At 68.1% G+C, this 26,604-nt stretch carries 31 protein-coding genes; 9 read left to right on the plus strand and 22 right to left on the minus strand.

All coding sequences use genetic code 11. The features are described 5' to 3' along the window. The first annotated feature begins 3 nt into the window (after window positions 1-3). The 4 genes from AO398_RS11655 to AO398_RS11670 are packed head-to-tail and all read left to right on the plus strand — an operon-like array spanning window position 4 to window position 6,996. A complete protein-coding gene (locus AO398_RS11655; protein ID WP_058192223.1) occupies window positions 4-2,253 on the plus strand; it encodes a response regulator in 2,250 nt (749 codons plus the stop codon). Further along, window positions 2,250-3,317: a chemotaxis-specific protein-glutamate methyltransferase CheB gene (cheB, locus tag AO398_RS11660; protein WP_058192224.1), complete on the plus strand. Its 1,068-nt coding sequence runs from the start codon at window positions 2,250-2,252 to the stop codon at window positions 3,315-3,317. Before AO398_RS11655 ends, cheB begins: the two co-directional genes overlap by 4 nt. Then, window positions 3,314-5,035, plus strand: coding sequence for a response regulator (locus tag AO398_RS11665; protein ID WP_058192225.1), 1,722 nt, complete (start codon window positions 3,314-3,316; stop codon window positions 5,033-5,035). Before cheB ends, AO398_RS11665 begins: the two co-directional genes overlap by 4 nt. Next, window positions 5,032-6,996: a response regulator gene (locus tag AO398_RS11670; RefSeq protein WP_244498739.1), complete on the plus strand. Its 1,965-nt coding sequence runs from the start codon at window positions 5,032-5,034 to the stop codon at window positions 6,994-6,996. The genes AO398_RS11665 and AO398_RS11670 overlap by 4 nt, the downstream gene beginning before the upstream one ends. A 572-nt stretch (window positions 6,997-7,568) precedes the next feature. Here AO398_RS11670 and rplQ read toward each other — a convergent pair. From rplQ to rpsM, 5 genes are all read right to left on the minus strand, one after another. Further along, window positions 7,569-7,979, minus strand: coding sequence for a 50S ribosomal protein L17 (gene rplQ / locus AO398_RS11675; protein WP_058192226.1), 411 nt, complete (start codon window positions 7,977-7,979; stop codon window positions 7,569-7,571). Window positions 7,980-8,176: 197 nt separating this feature from the next. Continuing rightward, window positions 8,177-9,196 carry a DNA-directed RNA polymerase subunit alpha gene (locus AO398_RS11680; protein ID WP_007557610.1) on the minus strand — a complete coding sequence of 340 codons (1,020 nt, stop codon included), beginning with the start codon at window positions 9,194-9,196 and terminating at the stop codon, window positions 8,177-8,179. A 108-nt stretch (window positions 9,197-9,304) separates the two neighbouring features. Next, window positions 9,305-10,177 (minus strand): MBL fold metallo-hydrolase, encoded by an 873-nt coding sequence (locus AO398_RS11685; RefSeq protein ID WP_058192227.1) that lies wholly within the window; start codon window positions 10,175-10,177, stop codon window positions 9,305-9,307. A gap of 25 nt (window positions 10,178-10,202) precedes the next feature. Continuing rightward, window positions 10,203-10,592, minus strand: coding sequence for a 30S ribosomal protein S11 (rpsK, locus tag AO398_RS11690; protein WP_007557606.1), 390 nt, complete (start codon window positions 10,590-10,592; stop codon window positions 10,203-10,205). Window positions 10,593-10,763: 171 nt separating this feature from the next. Next, window positions 10,764-11,132 (minus strand): 30S ribosomal protein S13, encoded by a 369-nt coding sequence (gene rpsM / locus AO398_RS11695; RefSeq protein WP_058192228.1) that lies wholly within the window; start codon window positions 11,130-11,132, stop codon window positions 10,764-10,766. Window positions 11,133-11,382: 250 nt separating this feature from the next. Between rpsM and AO398_RS11700 the strand changes: the two genes are divergently transcribed. After that, window positions 11,383-11,745, plus strand: coding sequence for a hypothetical protein (locus AO398_RS11700; RefSeq protein WP_058192229.1), 363 nt, complete (start codon window positions 11,383-11,385; stop codon window positions 11,743-11,745). Between the two features lie 10 nt (window positions 11,746-11,755). Here AO398_RS11700 and AO398_RS27475 read toward each other — a convergent pair whose 3' ends face one another. The 17 genes from AO398_RS27475 to AO398_RS11780 form a co-directional block, all read right to left on the minus strand. Beyond that, on the minus strand, window positions 11,756-11,986 hold the full coding sequence (locus AO398_RS27475; protein ID WP_082643242.1) for a hypothetical protein: 231 nt from the start codon (window positions 11,984-11,986) through the stop codon (window positions 11,756-11,758). Window positions 11,987-12,348: 362 nt separating this feature from the next. Then, window positions 12,349-12,951, minus strand: a complete 603-nt coding sequence (locus AO398_RS11705; RefSeq protein ID WP_058192230.1) for an adenylate kinase — start codon at window positions 12,949-12,951, stop codon at window positions 12,349-12,351. A gap of 170 nt (window positions 12,952-13,121) precedes the next feature. Beyond that, window positions 13,122-14,468, minus strand: a complete 1,347-nt coding sequence (gene secY, locus AO398_RS11710) for a preprotein translocase subunit SecY (RefSeq protein WP_058192231.1) — start codon at window positions 14,466-14,468, stop codon at window positions 13,122-13,124. A 154-nt stretch (window positions 14,469-14,622) separates the two neighbouring features. Next, window positions 14,623-15,129 carry a 50S ribosomal protein L15 gene (gene rplO / locus AO398_RS11715; RefSeq protein ID WP_058192232.1) on the minus strand — a complete coding sequence of 169 codons (507 nt, stop codon included), beginning with the start codon at window positions 15,127-15,129 and terminating at the stop codon, window positions 14,623-14,625. 10 nt (window positions 15,130-15,139) lie between these two features. Next, window positions 15,140-15,331 carry a 50S ribosomal protein L30 gene (gene rpmD / locus AO398_RS11720; protein WP_007557591.1) on the minus strand — a complete coding sequence of 64 codons (192 nt, stop codon included), beginning with the start codon at window positions 15,329-15,331 and terminating at the stop codon, window positions 15,140-15,142. Between the two features lie 12 nt (window positions 15,332-15,343). Continuing rightward, window positions 15,344-15,931 carry a 30S ribosomal protein S5 gene (gene rpsE, locus AO398_RS11725; protein WP_007557588.1) on the minus strand — a complete coding sequence of 196 codons (588 nt, stop codon included), beginning with the start codon at window positions 15,929-15,931 and terminating at the stop codon, window positions 15,344-15,346. A 112-nt stretch (window positions 15,932-16,043) separates the two neighbouring features. After that, on the minus strand, window positions 16,044-16,406 hold the full coding sequence (rplR, locus tag AO398_RS11730; protein ID WP_010686176.1) for a 50S ribosomal protein L18: 363 nt from the start codon (window positions 16,404-16,406) through the stop codon (window positions 16,044-16,046). A 10-nt stretch (window positions 16,407-16,416) separates the two neighbouring features. After that, complete coding sequence (rplF, locus tag AO398_RS11735; protein WP_058192233.1) at window positions 16,417-16,950, minus strand: 50S ribosomal protein L6; 534 nt, start codon at window positions 16,948-16,950, stop codon at window positions 16,417-16,419. Between the two features lie 22 nt (window positions 16,951-16,972). Beyond that, window positions 16,973-17,368, minus strand: a complete 396-nt coding sequence (rpsH, locus tag AO398_RS11740) for a 30S ribosomal protein S8 (RefSeq protein WP_007557585.1) — start codon at window positions 17,366-17,368, stop codon at window positions 16,973-16,975. Between the two features lie 10 nt (window positions 17,369-17,378). Further along, window positions 17,379-17,684, minus strand: a complete 306-nt coding sequence (gene rpsN, locus AO398_RS11745; RefSeq protein WP_058192234.1) for a 30S ribosomal protein S14 — start codon at window positions 17,682-17,684, stop codon at window positions 17,379-17,381. Between the two features lie 40 nt (window positions 17,685-17,724). Beyond that, window positions 17,725-18,291, minus strand: coding sequence for a 50S ribosomal protein L5 (gene rplE / locus AO398_RS11750; protein ID WP_007557583.1), 567 nt, complete (start codon window positions 18,289-18,291; stop codon window positions 17,725-17,727). Next, a complete protein-coding gene (gene rplX, locus AO398_RS11755; RefSeq protein WP_007557581.1) occupies window positions 18,284-18,598 on the minus strand; it encodes a 50S ribosomal protein L24 in 315 nt (104 codons plus the stop codon). Before rplX ends, rplE begins: the two co-directional genes overlap by 8 nt. Further along, complete coding sequence (gene rplN / locus AO398_RS11760) at window positions 18,598-18,966, minus strand: 50S ribosomal protein L14 (protein WP_007557579.1); 369 nt, start codon at window positions 18,964-18,966, stop codon at window positions 18,598-18,600. Before rplN ends, rplX begins: the two co-directional genes overlap by 1 nt. Window positions 18,967-19,432: 466 nt before the next feature. Then, window positions 19,433-19,810: a hypothetical protein gene (locus AO398_RS11765; RefSeq protein WP_058192235.1), complete on the minus strand. Its 378-nt coding sequence runs from the start codon at window positions 19,808-19,810 to the stop codon at window positions 19,433-19,435. A gap of 208 nt (window positions 19,811-20,018) precedes the next feature. After that, window positions 20,019-20,714 carry an amino acid ABC transporter permease gene (locus tag AO398_RS11770; protein ID WP_058192236.1) on the minus strand — a complete coding sequence of 232 codons (696 nt, stop codon included), beginning with the start codon at window positions 20,712-20,714 and terminating at the stop codon, window positions 20,019-20,021. Continuing rightward, a complete protein-coding gene (locus AO398_RS11775) occupies window positions 20,711-21,445 on the minus strand; it encodes an amino acid ABC transporter permease (RefSeq protein WP_058192237.1) in 735 nt (244 codons plus the stop codon). The genes AO398_RS11770 and AO398_RS11775 overlap by 4 nt, the downstream gene beginning before the upstream one ends. Before the next feature lie 7 nt (window positions 21,446-21,452). After that, window positions 21,453-22,256 carry an ABC transporter substrate-binding protein gene (locus AO398_RS11780; protein WP_152997496.1) on the minus strand — a complete coding sequence of 268 codons (804 nt, stop codon included), beginning with the start codon at window positions 22,254-22,256 and terminating at the stop codon, window positions 21,453-21,455. Window positions 22,257-23,337: 1,081 nt separating this feature from the next. Here AO398_RS11780 and rpsL point away from each other — a divergent pair. From rpsL to AO398_RS27480, 4 genes are all read left to right on the plus strand, one after another. Further along, window positions 23,338-23,709, plus strand: a complete 372-nt coding sequence (gene rpsL, locus AO398_RS11785; RefSeq protein WP_007557568.1) for a 30S ribosomal protein S12 — start codon at window positions 23,338-23,340, stop codon at window positions 23,707-23,709. A 133-nt stretch (window positions 23,710-23,842) separates the two neighbouring features. Then, a complete protein-coding gene (rpsG, locus tag AO398_RS11790; protein ID WP_007557567.1) occupies window positions 23,843-24,313 on the plus strand; it encodes a 30S ribosomal protein S7 in 471 nt (156 codons plus the stop codon). Window positions 24,314-24,343: 30 nt separating this feature from the next. Then, entirely contained in the window at window positions 24,344-26,419 is a 2,076-nt protein-coding gene (gene fusA / locus AO398_RS11795; protein ID WP_058192238.1) for an elongation factor G, read from the plus strand. A gap of 58 nt (window positions 26,420-26,477) precedes the next feature. Continuing rightward, the coding region (locus tag AO398_RS27480; RefSeq protein ID WP_244498717.1) for a GTP-binding protein at window positions 26,478-26,604 on the plus strand (127 nt) is incomplete at its 3' end.

Consider the following 26,604-nt stretch of genomic DNA (forward strand, 5'->3'; position numbering starts at 1 on the left):
GCCTTGGCCGTCGATATTCGCCAGCTCCTGCTCGCGGCCTTCGAGGTCGAGCACCGCGAGCACATCACGGCGATCCGGGCCGCGCTCGGGAGCGCGACGCCGGACTGGAACGACGTGTTCCGCCGCGCCCACAGCCTGAAGGGCGCCGCCCGCGCCGTCGACCTGCCGCCCGTGGAGGCCGTCGCCCACCGGCTGGAGACGCTGTTCGAGCGGGTCCGTACCGGCGCCCAGGCCCTCGATCGCGCCGCCGCCAACGCCGTCCAGCTCGCCCTCGACCGGATCGAGACCTACGTGTCCGGCCTTCAGGACGGCGCGGGGCCGGACATGCCCGCCGACGCCCTGTCGGCCCTCGGGCAATGCCTCGGCCTGCCCGGAGAGGCTCCCGAACCCGCACCAGCCCCGGCCGCCCCTGAGCCCCCCGCGCGTCGCGGCGACCCCCCCGCGCCGTCCGCCTCAGCGCCGCCCGCTCCAGCCGCCTCCGCCCCGGCGCCGCCTTCCGAGCCTGCCGAACCCGGCGCTGCGATCCTGCGCGTGCCCGGGGAGGCCGTGGAGGCCCTGGCCCGGGCGAGCCACGACCTGACCAGCACCCTGGCGGCCCAGGCCCCCGCCGCCGAGGGTCTGGCGCGCCTTGCCCGCCTCGCCCGGGATCTGCGTGTCGTCGCCGAGGCACTGGCTGATAAATTCGAGGCGGAACGACCGGACTTGCGGGCGCTGGCAGCGCGTCTCGGCGGCTTCGCTCGGGATGCCGCGGAGCTGTCCCGGCGCCAGGCCGCCGCCACCAGCGCGGTCGAGGGCGCGGCGTTCCGCGTCCGTGCCGAAGCCGAGCGCCTCGCCCTGGTGCCGGCCGAGACCGTCCTCGGCCCCCTCGCCCGCTCGATCCGCGAGACCGCCCGGGAACAGGGCCGCGACGTCGATCTCGATCTGCGCGGCCTCGACCTGCCGGTGGAGCGCGGCCTGCTCCAGGCCCTGAAGGATCCGCTGCTGCACGCCCTGCGCAACGCCCTGAGCCACGGCTGGCAGGGCCCGGAGATCCGCCGCGCCGCCGGCAAGCCCGAGGCTTTGGCGCTCGGGCTGGAGGTCGCGGTGCGCGGTGCGCGCCTTCAGGTCACGGTCCACGATGACGGGCCGGGTCCGGACCTCGCCCGGATCGAGGCCACCGCCCGGGACCGGGGACTGCTGTCCCCCGGGGAGGCCGCCGATCCCGAGACCCTGCTGCGCCTCGTGTTCGAGCCCGGCTTCTCCACCGCGGAGGCGGTCGATACCCTGTCGGGGCGCGGCTACGGCCTGTCGGTCGCGGCGGATGCGGCGCGCCAGCTTCAGGGCAGCGTCCGCCTGGAGCCGCGCCAGCCCGCCGGCACCGCCCTGGTCTTCAGCCTGCCGCTCTCGGCGGCCCGGCGTAGCCTGCTGCTGGTCGAATCGGCCGGGCGTACCTACGCCCTGCCGGGCGGCGCGGTGGAGCGCCTGCTGCGCCTCGACCGCGCCGACCTGCCCCTCGCCCTGGGCCGCACCATGGTCCGGATCGGCGCGGGCGAGGCGGCCACCAACCACCCGGTCACCGATCTCGCCGCGATCCTGGGACAGGCGCAGGACTCCGCCGGTCAGGACCCGACGATCCTGACGGCGGTGCTGCTCCGGGCCGGCGGCGGCCGGCTGGCGCTGGGGGTCGATCGCCTGCACGATGTCCGCGCGCTCCTGGTCCTGCCCGCCCCGGCCTTCGGGGCCGATCCCGGCCTGATCGCCGGCACGGCGGTCGTGGCCGGCGACGTCCCCGTGCTGGTCCTCGACCCCGAGGGCCTCGCCGCCCGGGCCGCGACATCGGCGGGCTTGTCGCCCGGAACGATGGCGCAGGCTCCACGTTCGACGACCGCACCCCGTGCCGCCGCGCGGGCGACCATCCTGGTCGTCGACGATTCGATCACCACCCGGACCTTGGAGAAGGGCATCTTGGAAGCCGCCGGCTACCGCGTGGTCGTCTGCGTCGACGGTCAGGACGCCCTCGACCGGCTGCGTGCCGAGATCGAGCCCATCAATCTCGTGCTCGTCGACGTGGAGATGCCGCGCCTCGACGGATTCGGCCTGCTGAAGGCGCTTCGCGCCGACACGCGCTTCGCCCGGCTGCCGACGATCCTGATGACCTCGCGCGGGGATGAGGCCGACGTGGCCCGCGGCCTCGACCTCGGGGCCGACGCCTACCTGACCAAGCAGACCTTCGACCAGCGCCAGCTGCTCGACACGATCGGACAGCTGCTATGACGCCCGTCCGGGTCATGCTTGTCGAAGACAGCCTCGTGGTGCGCGAGCTTCTGCGCTACATCGTGTCGCGCGATCCCCGGCTGGAGCTGGTCGCCGCCGTGGCCTCCGGCGAGGAGGCGCTGTCGAGCCTCCAGGCGGTGCGGCCCGACGTGATCTCCATGGATATCCGCCTGCCCGGCATCGACGGTCTGGAGACCACCCGCCGGATCATGGCCGAGCACCCGACGCCGATCGTCGTGGTCGCTGACGCGGTGGAGGATTCCTCGCTGCGGATCTCCATGAACGCGCTGCGCGCCGGCGCCCTCTCGGTGGTCGAGAAGCCCGTGGCTACGACCCATGCCGGCTACGAGGCTGTGGCGGGCGAGATCTGCACGCAATTGCGGATCATGGCTCAGGTCCCGGTGATCCGGCGCCGGCCGATCGGCACCGAATGGGCCGGTCGCACCAGCGCCGCCTCCTTCGCGCCCCCCGCCGATCCGGTCGGGCAGGCTCCGAGCCTCCTGGCGATCGGGGCGTCCACGGGCGGCCCGCCGGCGCTCGCCCGGGTGATCGGCGCACTCCCCAAAACCTTTCCGCTGCCGGTGCTGGTGGTCCAGCATATGGGCGCGGCCTTCATGGAGGGGTTTGCGAACTGGCTCGACAGTGTCGTCGCCCTGCCGGTTTCCCTGGCCCAGGACGGCGAGCGGGCCGAACCCGGCCGGGTCTACGTGGCCCCCGGCGACCGGCACCTGGAGATCGGCTCCGGCCGGGTGATGCGGGTGGTCGCGACCGAGGCCGTCTCCGGCCAGCGCCCGGCCGCCACGGTGCTGTTCCGCTCGCTGGCGCGCCAGGTCGGCGCCTCGGGGATCGGCGTGCTGCTTACCGGGATGGGCGAGGACGGCGCCGTCGGGCTGGCCGACATGCACCGGGCCGGCGCCCAGACCGTGGCCGAGCACGAGAGCACCGCGGTCGTCTATGGCATGCCGGCGGCGGCGGTGCGGCTCGGCGCTGCCCGGTCGGTCCTCCCCCTCGACCGGATCGGCGATCACGTCCTGCGGCTGGCCGATCCCGGGGCCCGGCCGTGAGCCGGAGCGAGGCCGCCGCCCAGGACGGGCCCGCCCGGATCCTGCTGGTCGAGGATTCCGAGACGCAGGCCCTGGAGCTGCGCCTTCTTCTGGAGGCCCACGGCTTTGCGGTGGAGCGCTGCCCCTCGGCCGAGGCCGCCCTCGACCATCTCAATCGCAGCCAGCCCGACCTCGTCGTGGCCGATTACCACCTGCCCGGCATGGACGGCGACGAGCTGATCCGCCAGATGCGCCTGTCTCTGCGCACGCGGGCCCTGCCGGTGCTGATGCTCACAGGCGGCGGTGGCGGCGAGCGGAAGGGCCTGGAGAGCGGCGCCGACGCTTACCTGCCGAAATCCGCCGACCGCGACCTGATGATCCTGCGCATTCGCGCCCTCCGGCGCGAGCGCCGGCCCGCCGCCGACGGCGAGGGCCCTGGGGCCGCCGCCTTCCGACGCGGTCGGATCCTGGTGATCGACGGCAGCCTCACCTACCGGACCTTCCTGGCGGGCCTGCTCGGACAGGAGGGCCACCACGTCGCCACCGCCGACGGGCCGGAGGCCGCGCTCAAGGCCCTCGACGGCGTCGGCGAGGACGCGTTCGACTGCGTGACCATCGACCTGCTCGGCCACGCCTATGACGGGCTGACCCTGTGCCGGGCGATCAGTCAGCGCCGCTCCGGCCAGGCGGCCGGCGCCGGCTTCCATCTCGTGGGCATTGCCGGCAGCGATCCGGCCAAGGATTTTCTGGTCGAGGCCTTCGCGGCCGGCGCCGACGACGTGGTCTCCAAGACCGATGCCGAGGTGCTGGCCCTGCGGGTGCGCGGCTTCGTGCGCCGCCGCCTGCTGGAGGAGGACGACCGCCGCATCGCCGGCCAGTTCGGCGAGCGCGAGCGGGCGGTGGAGCGTGCCCGCGCCGAGGCCGAGGCTTCCGAGGCCCGCGCCCGTCTCGCCGACGCCCTGGAGCGGGCCAACCGCGACCTCGCCGAAGCCAACCGCCAGATCACCGAGGCCCAGGCCAAGCTGGTCCAGGCCGCCAAGATGGCCTCGCTCGGCGAGCTGGTCGCCGGCATCGCCCACGAGATCAACAACCCCCTGGCCTTCATCCTGGCCCACCAGGGCACGGTCGAGCGGCTGCTCAACGAATTGCCCACCGCGGCCCCGGAGCGCGCCGCCCGCGCCATCGACAAGGCCCGCCAGCGGGTCGGCTCGATGCGGATGGGGCTGACCCGGATCCAGGACCTCGTGCTCAACCTGCGCAAGTTCTCGCGCCTCGACGAGGGCGAGCGGGCGCTCGTCAACGTGCCCGAGGCGATCGAGACCGTGCTGGCCCTGATCCAGCACAAGCTCGGCGACCGGATCGCCGTGGAGCGCAGCTTCGCCGGACGCCCCGAGATCCACTGCACCCCCGCACTGCTCAACCAGGTGGTGATGAACATCCTCGGCAACGCCGCCGACGCCATGCCGGGGGGCGGCATAATCCGGATCGATACCCTCTCGAACCCCGAGATCGACGAGATCCGGATTAGCGATACTGGTCCTGGCATCCCGGAAGATCTGCGTGAGAAGATCTTCGAGCCATTCTTCACGACAAAGCCCGTGGGTTCAGGCACCGGCTTGGGTCTTGCGATTGCCTACAGCGTCGTTCAGGCGCATAGCGGCTCGCTCACCGTGGAGGCGGCGCCAGACGGGGGAGCCTGCTTCGTGATCGGCATTCCGCGGCAGGCGGCCAGCGCATGAGTGAAGGCACGGCAGTTCGAGCATTCTCCTCCGCGATGGACACCGGTTCGGTGACGGATACGCATTCACAGCACGATCACGGGGCGGGGTTCGACAACCCGCGTGGGACGATCCTGGCCGTCGACGACGAGCCGGATATCCTGATCGCCCTGGAGGACCTCTTCGAGGACTCCTACCGGGTGTTGACGACCTCGAACCCATCCGAGGCGCTCGAGATCCTGCACGCCGAGCCCGACATCGCGGTGGTGCTCTCCGACCAGCGCATGCCCGGCCTCACCGGCGACGCATTGCTCGCCGAGGCCCGGGCTTTCCACGACGCCCAGGCGATCCTGCTCACCGGCTACGCCGACATCACCGCGGTGATCGCCGCCCTCAACCGCGGCGGCATCGTCGGCTACGTCACCAAGCCCTGGGACGCGAGCCTGCTGCTTTCCACGGTCCGGCAGGCCTTCGAGCGCCACCGCCTGGGCCGCGACCTCGCCACCGAGCGAGCGCTGCTGCGCGGCCTGCTCGACCACGCCCAGGACGCCATTAGCTTCAAGGACGCGGACGGGCGGTTCGTGCGGCTCAACGCCCGCAAGGCGACGCTGCTCGGCCGGGACGTCTTCAGCTGCCTCGGGCAGCGCGAGGGCGACCTCCTCGGCGCGAAGGGCGGCGCGGTGACCGAGGCGGATGCCGCCGCGATCCGCATCGGCAAGGTCGCCGAGAGCCTGATCAGCGAGGGCCCGGTCGGCGCCGAGCTCTGGAGCCACGTGACCCGGGTGCCGATCCGCGACGCTGGCGGCGCGGTCAGCCACCTCGCGGCGATCGAGCGGGACGTCACCGAGCAGCGGACCCTGGAGGCGCGGCTGCGCCAATCCGACAAGATGCAGGCGCTCGGCACCCTGGCCGGCGGCATCGCGCATGATTTCAACAACCTGCTGACCGCGATCCTCGGCAGCCTGGAACTTGCCGCCCCGAAGGTGGCCGACCAGCCGCGGGTGCAGCGCCTGATCGAGAACGCCCGCGGGGCCGCCGAACGCGGCGCCTCCCTGACCAAGCGCCTCCTGAGCTTCAGCCGCGCCCACGACCTCCAGGCGCGGGCCACGGACGTCAACGCCCTGATCGCCGGGATGAGCGACCTGTTCGGCCGCAGCCTGGGCGGGCTGGTGACCGTCCGCACCGAACTGACCGAGGGCCTGCTCGCCGTCCAGGTCGACCCGGACCAGCTCGAGCTCGCCGTACTCAACCTGTGCATCAACGCCCGGGACGCGATGCTGGACGGCGGCACGATCACCATCGCCACCCGGCGCCTCGACATCGCCGGCGATCCCGAGATTGCCGACGGCTCCTATCTCGGCGTCAGCGTCACCGACGAGGGCACCGGCATCCCCGACGAGATCCTGCGCCGGGTCTGCGAGCCGTTCTTCACCACCAAGGCGGTGGGCCAGGGCACGGGCTTGGGGCTCGCCATGGTGTTCGGCCTCGCCCAGCAATCGAAGGGCCGGCTCGCTATCGAGAGCGAGGTCGGTCGGGGCACCCGGGTCGAACTCGCCCTCCCCTTCGCGACCGAGCTGCCGGAGCAGGCGGCCCGCGCGCAAGGCGAGACCCCGGTGGCGTCCCGGTCTGCGCGGATCCTGGTGGTCGACGATGACCCGCAGGTCCGGCACGTCACCGCCTCGTTCCTCACGGGCTTCGGCCACCAGGCCACCGAGGCTGGCGATGGCGAAGCTGCGCTCCAATCGTTCGCCCCCGGCCGCTTCGACCTGATCGTCGCCGATCTCGCCATGCCGGGGATGAGCGGCATCGAGCTCGCCGCCGAGATCCGCGACCGCGATCCCGGCCTGCCGGTCCTGATCCTCACCGGCCACGCCGAGGCGATGCAGATCCCGGACGACCTGCCGGTGCTGACCAAGCCCTTCCGCTCCGCCGACCTGGCGAACCGGGTCTCGGCGCTGCTGGACCGGGTGGGAGGAAGCTGAATCGTCATTGCGAGCGCAGCGAAGCAACCCAGTGATCCGCACCATTTGGGGATCGCGCGCTGCCCTGGATTGCTTCGCTGCGCTCGCAATGACGGGGTTGGACGCGCGACGTGGTGCGAGAGCTGAAACCTCGGAACCGCGGCGCCTCTGCCCACCGTTCTTATAGGGTAGCTGCATCCCGGGCGAACGCGGGATCCATTTTTTCGGGAACCACTCCGTTGCCGGCTCATTGACTCGCTACGGAGCTGCCTTGCTCCGGGTTACGAACTGGAGGCGAACCATGAGCAATCACGGTATCTTCCCAGGCAGGCGGCGCGATGCCGACCCGGATCAGGACGATCCGCCCAACAGGAATCAGCAGGGATAGAGGTTTCGAAGCAGCGCGGTCGAGTTCCCGGTCAGGCCGACACTGACCGTCAGGGCAAGCTCCCGCAACGCATCGAAACGTGGACCCTGCTTCAGGCCCGCCGGCGCAAGCCGGCGGGTTCTTTTTTGGGCTGGTCGGGCGCACGAAAAAGCCGCCCCGGATGATCCGGGACGGCTTTTGTCGATCAGGCCGGTGGAGCTTAAGCTCAGGCCGCCTCGGCGATCTCGACCTGGCCGGAATCCTTGCCGCGGGCCTCGACGTCGCGATCGACGAACTCGATCACGGCCAGCGGGGCGTTGTCGCCCTTGCGGAAGCCGGCCTTCATGATGCGGCAATAGCCGCCCGGGCGACCCGCGTAGCGCGGGCCGAGCACGGCGAAGAGCTTCTTGACCATGTCGGCATCGCGCAGCTGCGCCATGGCGAGACGGCGGGTGTGCACGCTGTCGATGCGGCCGAGCGTGATCAGCTTCTCGACCACGGGACGAAGGTCCTTGGCCTTCGGCAGGGTGGTGACGATCTGCTCGTGCTTCAGCAGGGCGACCGACATGTTGGCGAACATCGCCTTGCGGTGCTCAGCCGTGCGGTTGAAGCGGCGACCGCGATACCCGTGACGCATGGTTCTGGCTTCCTTCTCTTCTCGGCCGCCGTGCCACGGTACGGCCGGGCGCCCCAACAGCGGGGCCATTCATTCCGCATAACCCCGCGGCGGGATTTCTTGAAACTTCGCGTCGTGCCCGCGAAGTCCCGGATCCGGATCGGCCAAGCAGACGGCGCCGACCAGCGCCGCCAACTCCGGCCCGAGGCAGCTTCGCCTCAGTAATGCTCTTCGAAGCGCTTGGCGAGATCTTCGATGTTCTCCGGCGGCCAGCCGGGAATGTCCATCCCGAGGTGCAGACCCATGCCGGCCAGCACTTCCTTGATCTCGTTGAGCGACTTGCGGCCGAAGTTCGGGGTCCGCAGCATCTCGCCCTCGGACTTCTGGATCAGGTCGCCGATATAGACGATGTTGTCGTTCTTCAGGCAGTTCGCCGAACGGACCGACAGCTCCAGCTCGTCGACCTTCTTGAGCAGCGCCGGGTTGAAGGGCAGCTGGGGCGCGAGCGGCGCGGCCTCTTCCTTGCGCGGATCCTCGAAGTTCACGAAGACCTGCAGCTGGTCCTGGATGATGCGCGCGGCGTAGGCGAGCGCATCCTCCGGACCCACGGCGCCGTTGGTCTCGATCGTCATCGTCAGCTTGTCCTTGTCGAGATCCTGGCCCTCACGGGTGGTCTCGACGCGGTAGCTGACCTTGGTCACCGGGGAGAACAGCGAGTCCACCGGGATCAGGCCGATCGGCGCATCCTCGGGGCGGTTGCGTTCGGCCGGGACGTAGCCCTTGCCGGTGGCGACCGTGAACTCCATGCGGATCTCGGCGCCGTCGTCCAGCGTGCAGATCACCAGCTCCGGGTTCAGGATCTGGATGTCGCCGACCGTGCCGATGTCGCCGGCCGTGACGGTGCCGGGGCCGGTCTTGCGCAGGGTCATGCGCTTCGGCGCATCGGTCTGCGACCGGATCGCGATCGTCTTGATGTTCAGGACGATGTCGGTGACGTCCTCGCGGACGCCCGGGATCGAGGAGAACTCGTGCAGCACGCCGTCGATCTGCACCGAGGTCACGGCCGCGCCCTGGAGCGAGGACAGGAGCACACGCCGCAGGGCGTTGCCCAGGGTGGTGCCGAAGCCACGCTCAAGCGGCTCGGCCACGACCGTGGCGACCCGCTTCGGGTCGTCGCCGGTCGAGACCTGCAGCTTGTTCGGCTTGATCAGTTCCTGCCAGTTCTTCTGAATGACCACGATCCTACCTCTCGTCCATGCTCGGGATCCGCGACGCCCGTCCCCGCGCTTCGGCCGTCCGGCGCCGCCCCCTGGCGCCCCGAACGGTCCCTGAATTCAAGTCGCTCGTTATTCGCCGCCGACCCAGAGGGCCGGCACGAAGCTGTAGCCTGCCCCGTCCCGGTCCACGTAGCCCAGGGCCGGAAATTCCAGGTGCGCGCCCGCGATGATGGATCGCTCGCTCGCCACCTCGTCCATGATGGCCTTGCGCGTCGCCCGCGCCTGATCCCCATCGACGTCGAATCCGACACCCGCCTCCGGGTTCTTGAACTGGATCGCCGGCAGGTGCACCACGTCCGTCCACATCAGGAGCGACTGTCCACCGGAGACGATGCGGAAACCGCAATGCCCCGGGGTGTGGCCTGGCAGGTGGACCGCCGTGATGCCCGGCAGCACCTCGCCGCCCCGATGCTCACGCATCCGCTTGGCATAGGGCGCCACCGCCTTGCGGGCGCCCTCGAAATACGGCTTGGCTGCGTCCGGCGCCCGAGAGAGCGCCTCGTCCGGCAGCCAATGCGCCGTCTCGTCGGCATGCACCACGATCTCGGCGTTCGGGAAACGAGCCGCTCCGTTCGACACCAGGCCGCCGACGTGGTCGGGGTGCAGGTGCGTGACCAGGACGGTCTCGATCTCTTCCGGCTTCACGCCGGTGACCGCGAGGGCTGCGCCGGCTCGACCGAGGGTCTCGGCCGGTGCGCTCTCGCCGTAGCCCGTATCGATCAGCACCGGCTTGCGGCCGGCGCCGGTGATCAGGAAGGCATTCAGCGTGATCTTGGGCTGCTCGGTGCGGAAGCCCGCGATCTGCAGCTTGCCGGCTTCTTCCTTCGAGATCCCCGTGACGAGATCGAGGCTGGCCTGAAACCAGCCGTCGTTGAGCGCGGTGACCGTGAGGTCGCCGAGGTTCCAACGCAGCACGCCCGGAAGCGGCTTCGATCCCGTCATGAGGTTCTCCGTCAAACCGTTCAGTTCAGACCCGACGACGCTTGCGCGGACGGCAACCGTTGTGCGGGATCGAGGTCACGTCGCGGATCGAGGTAACCGTGAAGCCGGCGGCCTGGAGGGCGCGCAGGGCCGACTCACGACCGGAACCCGGGCCGGACACCTCGACCTCGAGGGTGCGCATGCCGTGCTCGGAGGCCTTGCGGGCGGCGTCCTCGGCGGCGACCTGCGCAGCGTACGGCGTGGACTTGCGCGAGCCCTTGAAGCCCATCGCGCCGGCGGACGACCACGAGATCGTGTTGCCCTGCGCGTCCGTGATGGTGATCATCGTGTTGTTGAACGAGGCGTTCACGTGGGCGACGCCCGACACGATGTTCTTGCGTTCGCGCCGGCGGACGCGTTGCGGTTCCTTGGCCATTCTCGTCTCACTCTTCCTTCAAGCGCGCCCGTAATTCCAGGCGCTCGGGATTCTTTTTGGGACTGGGCCGGCGCGCCCGTGCAGGGCGGTCGAGCCTGCGTTGGGATCCTTGCGGGACACCAGCGCCACGGAGGGAAGGCCGCGCGAGGCACGGCCTTCCAAAGTCAAAAATTACTTCTTCTTGCCGGCGATCGGCTTCGCCTTGCCCTTGCGGGTGCGGGCGTTGGTGTGGGTGCGCTGACCGCGGACCGGCAGCTGCTTGCGGTGACGCAGGCCGCGATAGGCGCCGAGATCCATCAGGCGCTTGATGTTCATCGAGACTTCGCGGCGCAGGTCGCCCTCGACCACGTAGTCGCGGTCGATCGTCTCGCGGATCTGAAGCACCTCGGCGTCGGTGAGCTGGTTCACCCGGCGCTCGGCGGGGATGTTCACCTTCGTGGTGATCTCCTCGGCCTTCTTGGCGCCGATGCCGTGGATGTACTGCAGCGCGATGACGACGCGCTTGTTGGTCGGGATGTTGACGCCTGCGATACGTGCCATGATCACGCTCCATATGAGGCCCGGAAACCGGACGGTGCTCGCGCGCGTCCGGTGGAGGCCGGCCCCTGCGCGCGCCAAACGACAACGTGGCCCGGGGGCGGCCCTGGACAGGGCACCTCGGACCAGCGATCGATTGGACGAAGGACGGCCTGCTAGCGTGCGCAGGGCGATATGTCAACGACCCGTGAACGATCGGCCGCGCCGCCATGCGTCGCGTGCGGCCCTGACTGCAGTCCTTTTAGGAGCACAGATGTCGGTTCTCACCAGCGACGGCGCCACGCTACGGGCTTTCGCCGATTCGGTCCTCCGGGCGGCCGAGGAGAATGCCGAGGAGGTGGTTCCGGTGATCCTCGCGGTGACGGGCGGGACCCTCACCGAGGCCGAGCCCGGATCGATCGCTCTCCAGGCCGAGGATGACGGCCCCGGCCTGCTTTGGGCCACCTTCGCCGGCCGCCGGATGGTGTTCCGCTACAACGTCTCGACCGCGATGGTCGAGCTGCGCGACGGCCGCACCAACGGCAACCCCTTCCGCCTCTTCGGCCGCCGGGCGCTGTCGATGGATGTGGTGAATTTCTTCGGGGCGCTGCGGGCCGAGCGGCGATCGGAGCGATGAAGGGGCTGCCTCAGCGGAAGCGCTGGCTCTGGTATCGGCAATAGCCGCCCATATTCTGGTAGCCGGCAGGGCAATGGCGGACGCAGGCTCCCGCAGCGAATTTGAGCGGCGGCCGACATGCGTTCCGGAACCGCTTTTCGCGATACGCGAAGGACTGTGCCGGGCTCTGCGCCGCCACCGGAAGCGGAGGCAAAGCCATGGCGACGAGGAGCAGGCTTACGGGGATGCGAAGGATGGTCATCAGGGCTTCCGGTCGGGTTTGCCCCTCAACCGACGACCTGGGCATAGGTTCACCGATCCGTCCAGTCATGCCGGGGTACGGCGTGCCCGCGCCGCACTCCCCATTTCATGACACCGATGCGCGTCTTCCTGTCGGCTGTGATCCGACCGGCAGGTGGATGACGGCTCCCGTCCGTCGATCCGACCGACACGTCCGTTAAGCGGGGCCCGGTTGCCCGTAGGGCTCGTGGCCCGCTCGGCGTTTCGATCCCCCTCATCAGGCGCCATCCACCTGCGTCCTGGATCGTATCCGTCCCGTCCTGCGCTCGAGCGCAGTCGATAACCGCGGACAAGCCGCCTGATCGCGGCCGGCCGGCGATGGTATCAGGACTCGACGCGTTCCGCGTGCGGCTCCAGCAGCCCCATGATCTCAGCCGTGACGTTGTCGATCTGCTGCATGCCGTCCACCGTATGGAGCAGGCCGGTCTTGGCGTAATAGTCGGAGAGCGGTGCCGTCTGGGCCCGGTAGGCCTCCAGGCGCTGCTTGAACACCTCGGGGGTGTCGTCCTTGCGCACCGCCTGGCCGCGGGCCTGGGTCTCGGCGGCACGCTTCTCGATGCGCCCGACCAGTGCGTTCTCGTCGACCTTGAACTCGATCACCGCGTCGAGGTCCATGCCCTTGCCGGCCAGCATGGTGCTGAGCGCCTCGGCCTGGGCGACCGTCCGGGGGAAGCCGTCGAGGATGAAGCCGCTTTTCGCGTCGGGCTCCTCGATCCGGTCAGCGACGATGCCGACCACGATCCGGTCGGAGACCAGGCCGCCGGATTCCATCACGGCCTTGGCTTCCAGACCAACCGGCGTGCCGGCGGCGACCGCGGCGCGCAACATGTCGCCGGTGGACAGCTGCGGGATGCCGAAGCGCTGTAGGATCCGCTCGGATTGGGTCCCCTTCCCCGCGCCGGGGGGACCGAGCAGAATGATGCGCATGGCGTTGTCCTCGTCCGGCCCGACTCTCTACGGGCCCAAGCGGCGGGTGGCGAAGCCTCCCCGGCATCGCCCGTCTCGGGATTTTCTAGACGGTCCTGGGCCAGGAGGCACCCGGACCTATGGGTCAGAGGCGGGAACGACGGTGGCTTCGTTCCGCCTCTGTAACAGGATCAGCGACGGCGTTGCGTGGTCGAGGCGCCACGCAGCTTGGCCTTCTTCACGAGGCCCTCGTATTGGTGGGCCATCAGGTGACCGTGGATCTGGGCGACGGTATCCATCGTCACCGAGACCACGATCAGCAGCGAGGTGCCGCCGAAACCAAGGCTTGCCGAGGCGTAGGACGACAGGATTTCCGGGCAGAGGCAGACCAGGGTCAGATACAGGGCGCCGATCACGGTGATCCGGGTCAGCACCTTGTCGATGAAGGCCGCGGTGCGCTCGCCCGGGCGGATGCCCGGGATGAAGCCGCCATGCTTCTTGAGGTTATCCGCCGTCTCCTGCGGATTGAACACCACCGCCGTGTAGAAGAACGTGAAGAAGATGATCAGCGCTGCGTAGAGCGCCATGAACAGCGGCGTCCCGTGGCCGAGATAGGCCGTCACCGTGCCGAGCCAGCCGGTGCTGCCACCATTGGCGGAGAAGCTCGCGGCCGTCGCCGGCAGGAGCAGCAACGACGACGCGAAGATCGGCGGGATGACGCCCGAGGTGTTGAGCTTGAGCGGCAGGAACGAGGTCTGTCCCTCGTACATGCGGTTGCCGACCTGGCGCTTCGGGTAGTTGATCAGGAGACGGCGCTGGGCGCGCTCCATGAACACGATGAAGTAGACCAGCACGACGGCCGCCACGGCGACGCCGAGGATGATGATCGGCGAGAGCGCGCCGGTGCGGCCCAGCTCCAGGGCGCCCGCGATCGCGACCGGGAGGTGGGCGACGATGCCGGCGAAGATGATCAGCGAGGAGCCGTTGCCGATACCCCGCGAGGTGATCTGCTCACCGACCCACATGAGGAACAGGGTACCGCCGGTGAGCGTGATCACCGTCGAGGCCAGGAAGAACGGGCCCGGATCGATGGCCGCCGACGAGCTCTGCAGGCCGATCGCGATGCCCCAGGACTGCACCAGCGCCAGAACCACCGTGAGGTAGCGGGTGTACTGGTTGATGACCTTGCGCCCGGACTCGCCCTCCTTCTTCAGCGCCTCGAGGCTCGGGATAACCGAGGTGAGCAGCTGAACGATGATCGAGGCCGAGATGTACGGCATGATGTTGAGGGCGAAGATCGCCATGCGCTCGACGGCACCGCCGGAGAACATGTTGAACAGCCCGAGCACGCCGCCAGCCTGCTGCTGGAAGTTGCGGGCGAACTGCTCCGGATCGATGCCGGGAATCGGGATGTAGGTGCCCAGCCGGAACACCACGAGGGCGCCCAAGGTGAACCAGATGCGCTTCTTCAGCTCATCGGCCTTGGCGATCGCCCCGAAGTTGAGGTTGGCGGCAAGCTGCTCGGCTGCTGAGGCCATAAGCGTCGCGTCCTGGGAATGTCGCCGGGCCAAGCGTGCCCGGATGAAATGAAAACGGCGGCCCGCGTGGTCGCAGGGCCGCCGCTCGGAGGATCGGCTTAAAGGCTCCGCGGGGCCCGTGCAACGGGACGCCGCGTCGCTCTCACGCCGGCCGTCAGGCCGTGGCCTCGGCGGTGGAACCGCCGCGGTGCGAAACACCGGTCGCAAACGCGACGGTGACCGAGCCGCCGACCTTCTCGACCGCCTCGATGGCGGACTTGGAGGCGCGGGTGACCTCGAAGCTGAGCTTCGCGGTCAGCTCGCCGACGCCGAGCAGCTTCACGCCGTCGCGGGGACGGGCGATGATGCCGGCAGCCACCAAGCTTTCGATCGTGACGGTCGCGGCCTTGTCGAGCTTGCCGGCGTCCAACGCCTCCTGGATCCGTCCGAGATTCACCTCGTTCAGGTCCTGAGCGTAGAGGTTGTTGAAGCCGCGCTTCGGCAGACGCCGATGCAGCGGCATCTGACCGCCCTCGAAGCCCTTGATGGACACGCCGGTCCGGGCCTTCTGACCCTTCACGCCGCGGCCGGCCGTCTTGCCCTTGCCGGAGCCGATGCCCCGACCGACACGCATCCGATTCTTGGTTGCGCCGGGATTGTCGCTGATCTCGTTGAGCTTCATCGGTGCCTCCTCACGCCACGTCGCCGTGGACGCGCACGAGGTGCGCAACCTTGCGGATCATGCCGCGCACGGAGGGGGTATCCTCCAGCTCGGACACGCGGTGGAGCTTGTTGAGCTTAAGGCCGATCAGCGTCTGGCGCTGGCTGGCCTCCTGGCGGATCGGCGAGCCGATCTGCTCGATACGGACGGTCTTCTGTGCCATCGGACCCTCCCCTTACGCGACCGCAGCTTCGGACTGGTCGGCCGGATCGGCGTCGCGGCGACGGGCCTGGAGGCTCGACACCTTGATGCCGCGGCGGGCCGCTACGGAGCGCGGGCTGTCCTCGTTCTTGAGCGCCTCGAAGGTGGCGCGCACGAGGTTGTAGGGGTTGGACGAGCCGAGCGACTTCGCGACGACGTCCTGCATGCCGAGCGTCTCGAACACGGCGCGCATCGGGCCGCCGGCGATGATGCCGGTACCCTGCGGAGCCGCGCGAAGGATCACCTTGCCGGCGCCGTGGCGGCCGTTGACGTCGTGGTGCAGGGTCCGACCCTCACGCAGCGACACCCGGATCAGGCCACGCTTGGCCGCCTCGGTGGCTTTGCGGATCGCCTCCGGCACCTCACGGGCCTTGCCGTGGCCGAAGCCAACGCGGCCCTTCTGGTCGCCGACGACGACGAGGGCTGCAAAGCCGAAGCGACGGCCACCCTTCACCACCTTGGCGACGCGGTTGATGTGGACGAGCTTGTCCACGAATTCGCTGTCGCGCTCCTCGCGCTCGTCACGGCGGCCGCGGCCCCCGCCTTCCCGTTCACGTGCCATGCTGTCTAACCTATCTCACTAGCGCGGATCCTCAGATCCGCTCGCTCGATTCCCCTCGCCGGAAACGGGAGGGAATGGCCGCGCGGGTATCACGCCGCGCGGAGAGAGTTCCTCAGAACTCCAGGCCACCCTCGCGGGCGGCTTCGGCAACGGCCGCGACGCGGCCGTGGTAGATGTAGCCGGAGCGGTCGAAGATCACCTTCGTGACGCCGGCGGCCTTGGCGCGCTCGGCCACCAGCTTGCCCACCGCCTTGGCGGCGGCGACATCGGCGCCGGTCTTGAGTTCACCCTTGAGCGCCTTGTCGATCGACGAGGCGGCAGCCAGCGTCTTGCCGGCGACGTCGTCGATGACCTGCACGTAGATCTGCTTCGACGAGCGGAACACCGAGAGCCGCGGACGGCCATTGGCGGCCGCCCGCAGCGCGCGACGGACGCGCGCCTTGCGGCGATCGAGGGCTTCGAGCTTGCGAGACATGATGCCCTCCTTACTTCTTCTTGCCTTCCTTGCGGAAGATGAACTCGCCCGCGTACTTCACGCCCTTGCCCTTGTAAGGCTCGGGTCCGCGGTAATCGCGGATCTCGGCGGCGACCTGACCGACCTGCTGGCGGTTGATCCCGGTGATCGTGATCTCGGTGGGCTTCGGGGTAACGATCGTGATCCCTGCGGGGATCGCGTATTCGATGTCGTGGCTGTAGCCGAGCGACAGCTTGAGGGCCTTGCCGGCCATCGCCGCACGATAGCCAACGCCCGTGATCTCGAGCTTCTTCTCGAAGCCCTTCGACACGCCTTCGGCGATGTTGGCGATCTGCGCCCGCGACGTGCCCCAGAGGGAGCGCGCCGGCTTGGACTGGTTGATCGGCTGGACTTCGATGGCGCCGTCCTTCATCGCCACGCTGACCAGCGCGGGAACGTCGAACTGCAGCTCGCCCTTCGAGCCCTTCATCTTCACCGTCTGACCGGTGACGGTGGCGGTGACGCCGGCCGGCACGGGAACGGGCTTTTTGCCTACGCGAGACATGGGATAACCTCCTCCGTCCCGATCAGAATACGGTGCAGAGCACTTCACCGCCGACGTTGCGCTCGCGCGCCTCGTGGTCGGCCATGACGCCCTGCGGGGTGGAGACGATGGTGACGCCGAGGCCGTCGGCCACGTGCGGCAGATCACCGACAGACGAGTAGACCCGACGGCCGGGCTTCGACACGCGCTTGATCTCGCGGATCACCGGGCGACCGTCGTAGTACTTGAGCTCGATGGCGAACTCGGTGCGGCCGTTGCCCAGGTCGGTCGCCGCGTAATCGCGGATGTAGCCCTCGGACTTCAGCACGTTCAGGACGTTGGCGCGCAGGCGCGAGCCGGGCGTCTGAACGACGTTGCGACGGCGCAGCTGGCCGTTGCGGATACGGGTGAGCATGTCACCCACGGGATCGTTGACCATGGGGACCTCCTTACCAGCTCGACTTGACCAGGCCGGGGATCAGGCCCCGGTTGCCAAGCTCCCGCAGCGCGATGCGCGAGATGCCCATCTTACGGTAGAACGCGCGCGGACGGCCGGTCATGCCGCACCGGTTCCGGATGCGGGTGGCGGACGAGTTGCGCGGCAGTTCCGCGAGCTTGAGGCGCGCCTCGAAGCGCTCCTCCATCTCGAGGGTGTCGTTGTTGGCGATCTCGAGGAGCGCCTTCCGCTTGGCCGCGAAACGCTTCACCAGCGTCTTGCGGGCCTCATTCTTCTCAACTGAGCTTTTTTTCGACATGTGGTCTATCTCCGGTGTCCGCGTATGAGGCGCGAAGGCCTCACTGCCGGAACGGGAACTGGAAGGCGGCGAGCAGAGCCTTGGCCTCGGCATCGGTCTTGGCGCTGGTCGCCACGACGATGTCCATGCCCCACATCTGCTCGGCCTTGTCGTAGGAGATCTCCGGGAACACGAGGTGCTCCTTGAGACCGAGGGCGTAATTGCCCCGCCCGTCGAACGAGCGCGGGTTCAGGCCGCGGAAATCGCGGACGCGCGGGAGCGCGATCGTGATCAGGCGATCCATGAACTCGTACATGCGCTGCTTGCGCAGCGTAACTTTGCAGCCGATCGGCATGCCCTCGCGGACCTTGAAGGTCGCGATGGCCTTGCGGGCCCGGGTGATCACCGGCTTCTGGCCGGCGATGAGCGCCAAGTCTCCAGCCGCCACGGTCGCCTTCTTGGAGTCCGCCGTGGACTCGCCGACGCCCATGTTGATGACGATCTTCTCGATCTGCGGAACCTGCATCGGGTTTTTGTACCCGAATTCCTCGATCAGCTTCTGGCGCACGACTTCGTCGTAGTGCTTGCGCAGGCGCGGGGTGTAGGCGTTCTTGTCGGCCTCAGCCATCGATCTGATCCCCCGTGCTCTTGGCGAATCGGACCTTGCGCCCGTCTTCGAGGATGCGGAAACCTACGCGGGTCGGCTTGCCGTTGGCATCGGCGACCGCGATGTTCGAGAGTTGGATGGCGGCCTCCTTGGAGATGATCCCGCCTTCCTGGTTCTGGGTCTGCTTCTGGTGCTTCTTGACCAGGTTGATGCCGCGCACGAAAGCCCGGCCTTCCTTCGGCAGAACCTGAATGACTTCGCCCGAGCGACCGGAGTCGCGACCGGTGAGTACGACGACCTTGTCGCCCTTCTTGATCTTGGCTGCCATCACAGCACCTCCGGCGCCAGCGAGATGATCTTCATGTGGTTGCGCGCGCGCAGTTCGCGCGGCACCGGTCCGAAGATGCGTGTGCCGATCGGCTCCTTCTGATTGTTGATCAGGACCGCAGCGTTCTTGTCGAAGCGGATCACCGACCCGTCGACGCGCTTCACGGCCTTGGCCGTGCGAACGACGACCGCCTTCATGACGTCGCCCTTCTTGACGCGACCGCGCGGGATCGCCTCCTTGACCGACACGACGATCACATCGCCAACGCCGGCATACTTGCGCTTCGACCCGCCGAGAACTTTGATGCACATCACACGGCGTGCACCAGAGTTGTCGGCGACGTCCAGATTCGTCTGCATCTGGATCACGTGCGTGACTCCTTGTTTCAGGCGGGTTTCCGCACGCGGGCGGTATTGCCCGGCGGACGACGCCTGATGGGGATCTGATGTCCCCGGCTCATGGTATAGACCGCGCTTGCGGCGTCAGAAGACGTCGGCGCGGTCACCGCGTTCAGAGGGTGCGAGCACCCATCGAAATGTCGCGAAGGCCGGGCGGATACTACGGGTAAGCCCGGAAGGCAAGCCGATCGCGGCAAATTCGCCGGCACGGCCGGGAGCTGCTCGGGCGATTCGGGTCGGGTGCCGCACGGCATCCCGGCGTGGCCGCGGGGGTGTTCAGCGACGCGGACGCGTTGAGGCGCCGGCTTGTGTCGCCGTCGCATGCGCGCGGCGGCGAGACTGGTCGAAGACGCGGCCGGATGGGCGAGGCAACAGTGCAGCCATGTCCGCCGTGCAGTCCGGCGCGGCGGGGAGGTGTCCGGGACGGCTCAGGTGCTCAGAACGGCTGGCCGGCTGATTCGAACAAGAAATCGTCGAGGCTCGGGATCGTCACGGCGCCGCCGAAGGCCGGCTTCGACAGGCGCCATGGGCGTTCGGACCGCGCGCGAATCGCTTCGGAGGGGCGCAGCCGGCGCATGCCGCCGTCCTCGGTGACCTCCTCGATGGTGAGGAAGCCGTAGACCTGCAGGCGCGAGGCGGTGAGCTTCATCTCGCGATCGCCGGCAGCGACGATCATGCTCCCGGTGGCGTAGACCGCGTCCATCAGCGCGCGCTGCTCGCTGCGACGGCGATTCCGGGCATCCCGCTCGCCTGCCGCGGAGGCGGGGGCGATCCGCCGAAAGGGGACGACGTTGCTGACCGCGACGCAACCCATACGCAACATCCTCGACGCGCACTGAGGCCGGCCCGGAGGCAGCCCGACGACCGGGACATTTCGACGGTTCGCTTTAATCTTCCGTAGACCGTGATCCCGGGCCCCTGCCCCGATCCGGCACGTTGCTGGCTCGGCGCGCCCTTGGGGATGGTCGCGCCGTGCCCGCGACGACCCATCCGAATCGCGTGGAGACGAGGACGGGGGTCTGTCAGGCCCTGCCCGCGCGCGGCAGGCTGCGCTGCCTGGCCACCAGCGCGGCGAGCCAATCGACCAGCAGGCAGAGGCATCCGTAGACGGCGCCGACAAACAAGAAGATCTCGGCGGGATAGACCATGGCGCGGTTGTTCACCTGGGTCGCCACGAAGGAGAGTTCGGGCACGCCGATCACGTAGGCGAGCGCGGTGTCCTTGATCAGCACGGTCCACTGGTTGACGAAGGACGGTGCCATGGCCGGCAGCGCCCGGGGCAGGATGATGACCCGCAGGACCTGCCAGCGGCCGAAGCCCAGGGCCAGGCCGGCCTCCCACTGCCCGCGGCCGATGCTCTCGATCCCGGCCGCCACCGCGTAGGACAGGTAGGCGCCGCCCACCAGCGACAGGGCCGTCACCACGGTCCCGGTCTCCGGGATGGCGAATCCGAACAGGACCGGCAGCAGGAAGTAGCTCCAGAAGATCAGCATCACGATCGGCACGGCCCGGAACAGCCCGAGCCCCAGGGTCAGAGCGCGCCGTGTCCGGTCGCCACTCATCGCCAGCGCGATCCCGAGGACGAGCCCCAGGAGAGCCGAGGCGAGGCCGGAGGCGACCGACAGAATCATCGTCAGCATCAGCCCGCCGACCGGCGCGTCCGGCCAGGCGCCGGCCAGCAGGTAGCCGAGATTGTCGGTGATGACGGAAACATTCACCGGCGGACGGCTCCCGCCGGGTCCCGCCGCGCGACGGCGTGGCCGGCCGCCTCCACTGCCGCGACGGCCCCGACATACAGGAGCGTGGCAATGCCGAAGGCCTGGAAGGCCAGGAAGCTCTCGGTTTCCACCTCCCGGGCAGCATAGGACAGCTCGGCCAGGCCGATGGTCATGGTCAGCGACGTGTTCTTGATGGTGTTGAGGTACTGGCCGACCACCGGCAGCCAGGCGATTCGCAGCGCCAGCGGCAGGGCGATGTGGCGGAACACCTGAAGGTCGGTCAGGCCGAGCGCGACCGCAGCCTCCCGCTGCGCGGCCCGGATGCCGTTGAGCCCGGCGCGGCATTCCTCGGCGATATAGGCGGCGGTGTAGAGCGTCAGGCCGAAGAAGCCGGCCAGTGTCTCGTAGGCGGGCCACGTCAGGGCGGTCGGCCCCAGCGGCAGGCCATGCGGGCTGTTCAGCCAGGCGGTGAGCGGGGCCGGGGTCAGCGCGGCGGCGCCGAAATACCAGAAGAACAGCTGCACCAGCAGCGGCGTGTTCCGGATGAGGCCCACGCAGGCGGTAGTCCCGGCCCGCGCGAGCCGGCCCCCGACTGCCCGCAGGCAGCAGAGGGCGAGGCCGAGGATCGTCCCGGCGACGCAGACGGCCGCTGACAGGGCCAGGGTGACCCCAAAGCCCTGCAGCAGCCAGATCAGGTAGCGTGGCGCCAGGAGGTCGCCGAAGAGACTCACCGGGCGCCTAGCTGTGGTCGCCGATCCGGAACAGGCGCGGCAGCGGCTGATCCGATTTGGGGCCGAACCAGCGATCGTAGATGGCGGCCGCCTTGCCGCTGGCTTCCAGCTCGCGGAGGGTCTCGTTCACGACGTCGCGAAGGCGGGTCTCACCCTTCGGGATGCCGACGCCGATATAGTCGTTCGAGATCGAAAAGGCCGGAACCTCGTAGTTCTGTTTGTCCGGGACCTTCGCCAACAGGCCGACGAGCTTGGGGCCGTCTTGGGTGATCGCCTGGACGTTGCCGTTGCGCAGAGCCGCGAAGGCGAAGGGCGTGTCGTCGAAGGCAACCACGGTCGCCTTCGGGAAGTCGCGGCGCAGGACGATCTCGTTGGTGGTGCCCTTGTCGGCGCCGATGCGCAGGCCGTTGAGCTGATCGGGCGAGGTCAGCGTGCCCTTCTTGGCCAGGAATTGCTGGCCGGAGGCGAAGTACGGGATGCTGAAATCGAGCTGCTTGGCGCGTTCTTCCGTGATCGTGAAGTTCGCCAGCACCAGATCGACCTTGCCGGAGGTCAGGAGCGGGATGCGATTCGCGGGATTGGTCGGCCGCAGCTCGAGCGTTACGCCGATCTTGTCGGCAATCGCCTGGGCGTAATCGACATCGAGCCCGGCGAGCTGCTTGGTGTTCGGATCGACGAAGCCGAAGGGCGGATTGCTGTCGAAGGTCGCGACCCGCAGCACGCCGGCCTTCTTGATGTCGTCGAGCCGATCGGCCTGCGCGGCCCCGACGGAGAGGAGAGTTGCCAGGGCGAAAGTCAGTAGGCGACGCACAGATATCTCCAGGTGTTGAGGTTTCTCACGTGTCGCGGCGGGTCGAGACCGGCCGCACGAATCATGGTTTCGGAATCGCTCGGACCGGCCCCCGTGTCCCATCCAGGCCAAAGGCACGGAGTTGGCACTTCGAAACAGTGCAATCCTCAGGATTGCGCGTCGCCAATCCGATGGGGTCGAGACGATGGTGGCGGTCGACCCTCAGGGCGTTGGGGCTACGGCGATCCATGAGAACCGGCGACGGCCAGGCTTCGGATCGAGGGCAAATCCAAACATCGCAGACATAATGGTTCTAGAATGAAGACCAGCGATCCACAGATGAAGCAAATCAGTCCTTCGGGATATCTCCAAAGAAAATCCTTGTGTCTTCGCGACTCGCACAAAGATGATGGCGTATGAGCGCTGGAGCAATCAACAGCATCCCATTCTGTTTCTCAGCGGGCGTGAAGAATAAACTCGGCACGAAGCTTGGCGCTGGGAAGAGATTATTTCGGTGCCCTCGGATCAGCCGAAGGCGACCGCCACGGCTTCGCGTCACGCGCGACACCGCCGGCGATCTAGGGGTGTGTCCTGAAACGAGGGCATGACCGGCGTCGACTCCGTTGGAAGCCGCGCTGCAGCCAAGGCAGCATCGGCGCCAGGGCGCGGGACTCGTCCCGCGGCGGTCTTTGCTCCACGCCGCGTCCCGGATAAAAGGCCGGCCATCGCCGGCTTCACGATACGCAGGGCGGCTCAATCGGTCCGCTCCGTGACGGGACGTTAACCTGTCGCGCGGCGCAGTTTTCTGCCGCGACCGCATTGACCTGCGGGTTAACCGAGGCTAGAAGCGCGCCACTTCGGACGGCCATTGGCTGCCGACGGTCCTCAGGTTTCACCTTGAGCGCCGCCATCGCCCCGAGCGATCCGAAGGCTCAAATCGCCTGACGCTCTAAGTCAGATCCGTAGGTACGAGCGCGTTCGTTTCGGGCGTGCTCCTCTGCCCACACCGCGCCGAGGGTCTGTGACAGGACCTCCGGCGCATATTCGTTTTGCGGATTGCCCTCGGCAATCCGACCAAGGTGACCGAGGAAGAGGGCACAGGATGCCGACGATCAACCAGCTGATCGCCCAGCCGCGGAAGATCCAGCGGAGCCGCAACAAGGTTCCGGCGCTTGACGCTTGCCCGCAGAAGCGCGGCGTCTGCACCCGGGTCTACACGACGACCCCGAAGAAGCCGAACTCGGCCCTTCGTAAGGTCGCCAAGGTCCGTCTGACCAATGGCTTCGAGGTGATCGGCTACATCCCTGGCGAGGGTCACAACCTCCAGGAGCACTCGGTCGTCATGATCCGCGGCGGCCGCGTCAAGGATCTGCCGGGCGTGCGCTACCACATCCTGCGCGGCGTGCTCGACACGCAGGGCGTGAAGAACCGCAAGCAGCGCCGGTCCAAGTACGGCGCCAAGCGGCCGAAGTAAGATCGCCGACCGGAGTTTATCCGGTCGCGCCAAGGCCTTTCCACGGCCTCGTAAGGATGTCGCCGGCTTCATCAAGAGAGCCAAGGCGGCCTGCGCGAGGTGCTTAAAAACTACTCGTTTGAGAGTTTAAGAGATGTCCCGCCGTCACTCTGCCGAAAAGCGTGAGATCATCCCGGATCCGAAGTACGGGGACGTGGTGCTGACGAAGTTCATGAACTCGATCATGTACGAGGGCAAGAAGTCGACCGCCGAGCGGATCGTCTACGGTGCCTTCGACATCGTCGAAAACCGCGCCCGGGCCAACCCGATCGAGGTCTTCCGCGCTGCGCTCGACAACGTCGCCCCGATGATCGAGGTCCGCTCCCGCCGCGTCGGCGGTGCGACCTACCAGGTCCCCGTCGAGGTTCGGACCGAGCGCCGCCAGGCCCTCGCCATCCGTTGGCTGATCCAGGCCGCCCGGTCGCGCAACGACCGCACCATGATCGAGCGGCTCTCCGCTGAGCTGCTCGACGCCGCGAACAACCGCGGCAACGCCGTCAAGAAGCGGGAAGATACGCACCGGATGGCGGAAGCCAACCGCGCCTTCTCGCACTACCGCTGGTAAGCGGTTCCGCCGTCTCTCAGGAGCAATCCGATGCCCCGCACGCACGCGATCGAGGACTACCGCAACTTCGGCATCATGGCCCACATTGATGCCGGGAAGACCACGACCACGGAGCGGATCCTCTACTACACCGGAAAGTCGCACAAGATCGGCGAAGTCCATGACGGCGCCGCCACCATGGACTGGATGGAGCAGGAGCAGGAGCGCGGCATCACGATCACGTCCGCCGCGACGACGTGCTTCTGGCGCGAGAAGCGCCTGAACATCATCGACACCCCCGGCCACGTCGACTTCACCATCGAGGTCGAGCGTTCCCTGCGCGTGCTCGACGGCGCGGTCTGCGTGCTCGACGGCAACCAGGGCGTCGAGCCCCAGACCGAGACCGTCTGGCGTCAGGCCGACAAGTACGACGTGCCGCGCGTCGTGTTCGTCAACAAGATGGACAAGATCGGCGCCGACTTCTTCAAGTGCGTTGCCGACATCATCGATCGCGTCGCCGGCAAGCCCGTTTGCCTGCAGCTGCCGATCGGCTCGGAGTCGAACTTCAAGGGCGTAATCGACCTCATCAAGATGAAGGCGATCGTCTGGTCCGGCGAGACGCTGGGCGCCGACTTCTCCGAGGTCGAGATCCCCGAGGACCTCAAGGACCAGGCCGTCGAGTATCGCGGCAAGCTGGTCGAGGCCTGCGTCGAGCTCGATGACGAGGCCATGATGGCCTATCTCGACGGCACCGAGCCGGATGCCGCCACGATGCACAAGCTCGTGCGTCGGGCCGTGCAGCTGCGTGCCTTCCATCCGGTGCTCTGCGGCTCGGCCTTCAAGAACAAGGGCGTGCAGCCCCTGCTCGACGCGGTGGTGGATTACCTCCCCTCCCCGGCCGATCGCGGCGACGTCGAAGGCATCGATTTCAAGACCGAGGAGCCGGTGGTCCGTCACCCGACGGATTCCGATCCCTTCTCCATGCTCGCCTTCAAGATCATGGACGATCCCCACGTCGGCACGATCACGTTCTGCCGCGTGTATTCGGGCAAGATCGAGTCGGGCGCCAACGTCATCAACTCGACGCGCGACAAGAAGGAGCGCGTCGGCCGCATGCTCCTGATGCACGCCAACAACCGTGAGGACGTCAAGGAAGCCTTCGCGGGCGACATCGTCGCCCTCGCCGGCCTCAAGGACACCCGCACCGGCGACACCCTGTGCGATCCGCAGAAGGCCGTGATCCTGGAGCGCATGGAGTTCCCGGAGCCGGTGATCGAGATCGCCGTCGAGCCGAAGTCGAAGGCCGACCAGGAGAAGCTCGGCATCGCGCTCGCCAAGCTGGCCGCCGAGGATCCGTCCTTCCGGGTCTCCACGGACCAGGAATCCGGCCAGACCATCCTCAAGGGGATGGGCGAGCTGCACCTGGACATCAAGGTCGACATCCTGCGCCGCACCTACAAGGTCGACGCGAATATCGGCCAGCCGCAGGTGGCCTACCGCGAGAAGCTGACCCGTCGTCAGGAGATCGACTACACGCACAAGAAGCAGACCGGCGGTACCGGTCAGTTCGCCCGCGTGAAGTTCATCGTCGAGCCGAACGAGCCGGGTGCGGGCTTCTTGTTCGAGTCGAAGATCGTCGGCGGCGCGGTGCCGAAGGAGTACATCCCGGGCGTCGAGAAGGGCCTCAACTCGGTCCTGGGCGCCGGCATCCTGGCGGGCTTCCCGGTGGTCGACGTCAAGGTCGAGCTCATCGACGGTGCCTACCACGACGTCGACTCGTCGGCGCTCGCCTTCGAGATCGCCTCCCGCGCCGCTTTCCGTGAGGCGCTGCAGAAGGGCGGCTCGGTGCTCCTCGAGCCGGTGATGAAGGTCGAGGTCGTTTCGCCGGAGGAGTATACCGGCTCGGTCATCGGCGACCTGAACTCCCGCCGCGGCCAGATCCAGGGCCAGGACATGCGCGGCAACGCCAACGTCATCAACGCGATGGTGCCGCTGGCCAACATGTTCGGCTACGTGAACAACCTGCGTTCCATGTCGCAGGGCCGGGCGAACTTCACCATGCAGTTCGACCACTACGAAGAGGTGCCGCGCGGCGAGGCCGACAAGGTCATCGCCAAGTACGCCTAAGGCTACACGCCTAGGCATCTCTTCATCCGCAACACGATTTCGAATTTAGGAGGCTCTGATGGGCAAGGAAAAGTTCTCCCGCACCAAGCCGCACTGCAACATCGGCACGATCGGTCACGTCGACCACGGCAAGACGTCGCTGACGGCGGCGATCACGAAGGTTTTGGCGGAGACGGGCGGGGCGA

Origin of the sequence: Methylobacterium sp. GXS13 (assembly GCF_001455965.1) — a bacterium.
GTDB lineage: Bacteria > Pseudomonadota > Alphaproteobacteria > Rhizobiales > Beijerinckiaceae > Methylobacterium.

Bases quoted from the DNA above. Each gene is read 5' to 3' on its own strand.
- rpsE (WP_007557588.1), bottom strand. From the start codon at position 15,931: ATGGCACGTGAACGGGAAGGCGGGGGCCGCGGCCGCCGTGACGAGCGC.
- rpsK (WP_007557606.1), bottom strand. From the start codon at position 10,592: ATGGCCAAGGAACCGCAACGCGTCCGCCGGCGCGAACGCAAGAACATC.
- AO398_RS27475 (WP_082643242.1), bottom strand. From the start codon at position 11,986: ATGACCATCCTTCGCATCCCCGTAAGCCTGCTCCTCGTCGCCATGGCT.
- AO398_RS11765 (WP_058192235.1), bottom strand. From the start codon at position 19,810: ATGGGTTGCGTCGCGGTCAGCAACGTCGTCCCCTTTCGGCGGATCGCC.
- rplE (WP_007557583.1), bottom strand. From the start codon at position 18,291: ATGGCTGAGGCCGACAAGAACGCCTACACCCCGCGCCTGCGCAAGCAC.
- AO398_RS11670 (WP_244498739.1), top strand. From the start codon at position 5,032: ATGAGTGAAGGCACGGCAGTTCGAGCATTCTCCTCCGCGATGGACACC.
- rplX (WP_007557581.1), bottom strand. From the start codon at position 18,598: ATGGCAGCCAAGATCAAGAAGGGCGACAAGGTCGTCGTACTCACCGGT.
- rpmD (WP_007557591.1), bottom strand. From the start codon at position 15,331: ATGGCACAGAAGACCGTCCGTATCGAGCAGATCGGCTCGCCGATCCGC.
- rplF (WP_058192233.1), bottom strand. From the start codon at position 16,950: ATGTCTCGCGTAGGCAAAAAGCCCGTTCCCGTGCCGGCCGGCGTCACC.
- rpsH (WP_007557585.1), bottom strand. From the start codon at position 17,368: ATGGTCAACGATCCCGTGGGTGACATGCTCACCCGTATCCGCAACGGC.
- rplR (WP_010686176.1), bottom strand. From the start codon at position 16,406: ATGTCTCGCAAGCTCGAAGCCCTCGATCGCCGCAAGGCGCGCGTCCGT.
- secY (WP_058192231.1), bottom strand. From the start codon at position 14,468: ATGGCCTCAGCAGCCGAGCAGCTTGCCGCCAACCTCAACTTCGGGGCG.
- rpsG (WP_007557567.1), top strand. From the start codon at position 23,843: ATGTCCCGCCGTCACTCTGCCGAAAAGCGTGAGATCATCCCGGATCCG.
- rpsL (WP_007557568.1), top strand. From the start codon at position 23,338: ATGCCGACGATCAACCAGCTGATCGCCCAGCCGCGGAAGATCCAGCGG.
- cheB (WP_058192224.1), top strand. From the start codon at position 2,250: ATGACGCCCGTCCGGGTCATGCTTGTCGAAGACAGCCTCGTGGTGCGC.
- AO398_RS11685 (WP_058192227.1), bottom strand. From the start codon at position 10,177: ATGACGGGATCGAAGCCGCTTCCGGGCGTGCTGCGTTGGAACCTCGGC.
- AO398_RS11700 (WP_058192229.1), top strand. From the start codon at position 11,383: ATGTCGGTTCTCACCAGCGACGGCGCCACGCTACGGGCTTTCGCCGAT.
- rpsN (WP_058192234.1), bottom strand. From the start codon at position 17,684: ATGTCGAAAAAAAGCTCAGTTGAGAAGAATGAGGCCCGCAAGACGCTG.
- rpsM (WP_058192228.1), bottom strand. From the start codon at position 11,132: ATGGCACGTATCGCAGGCGTCAACATCCCGACCAACAAGCGCGTCGTC.
- rplQ (WP_058192226.1), bottom strand. From the start codon at position 7,979: ATGCGTCACGGGTATCGCGGTCGCCGCTTCAACCGCACGGCTGAGCAC.
- rplO (WP_058192232.1), bottom strand. From the start codon at position 15,129: ATGAAGCTCAACGAGATCAGCGACAATCCCGGCGCAACCAAGAATCGG.
- fusA (WP_058192238.1), top strand. From the start codon at position 24,344: ATGCCCCGCACGCACGCGATCGAGGACTACCGCAACTTCGGCATCATG.
- AO398_RS11705 (WP_058192230.1), bottom strand. From the start codon at position 12,951: ATGCGCATCATTCTGCTCGGTCCCCCCGGCGCGGGGAAGGGGACCCAA.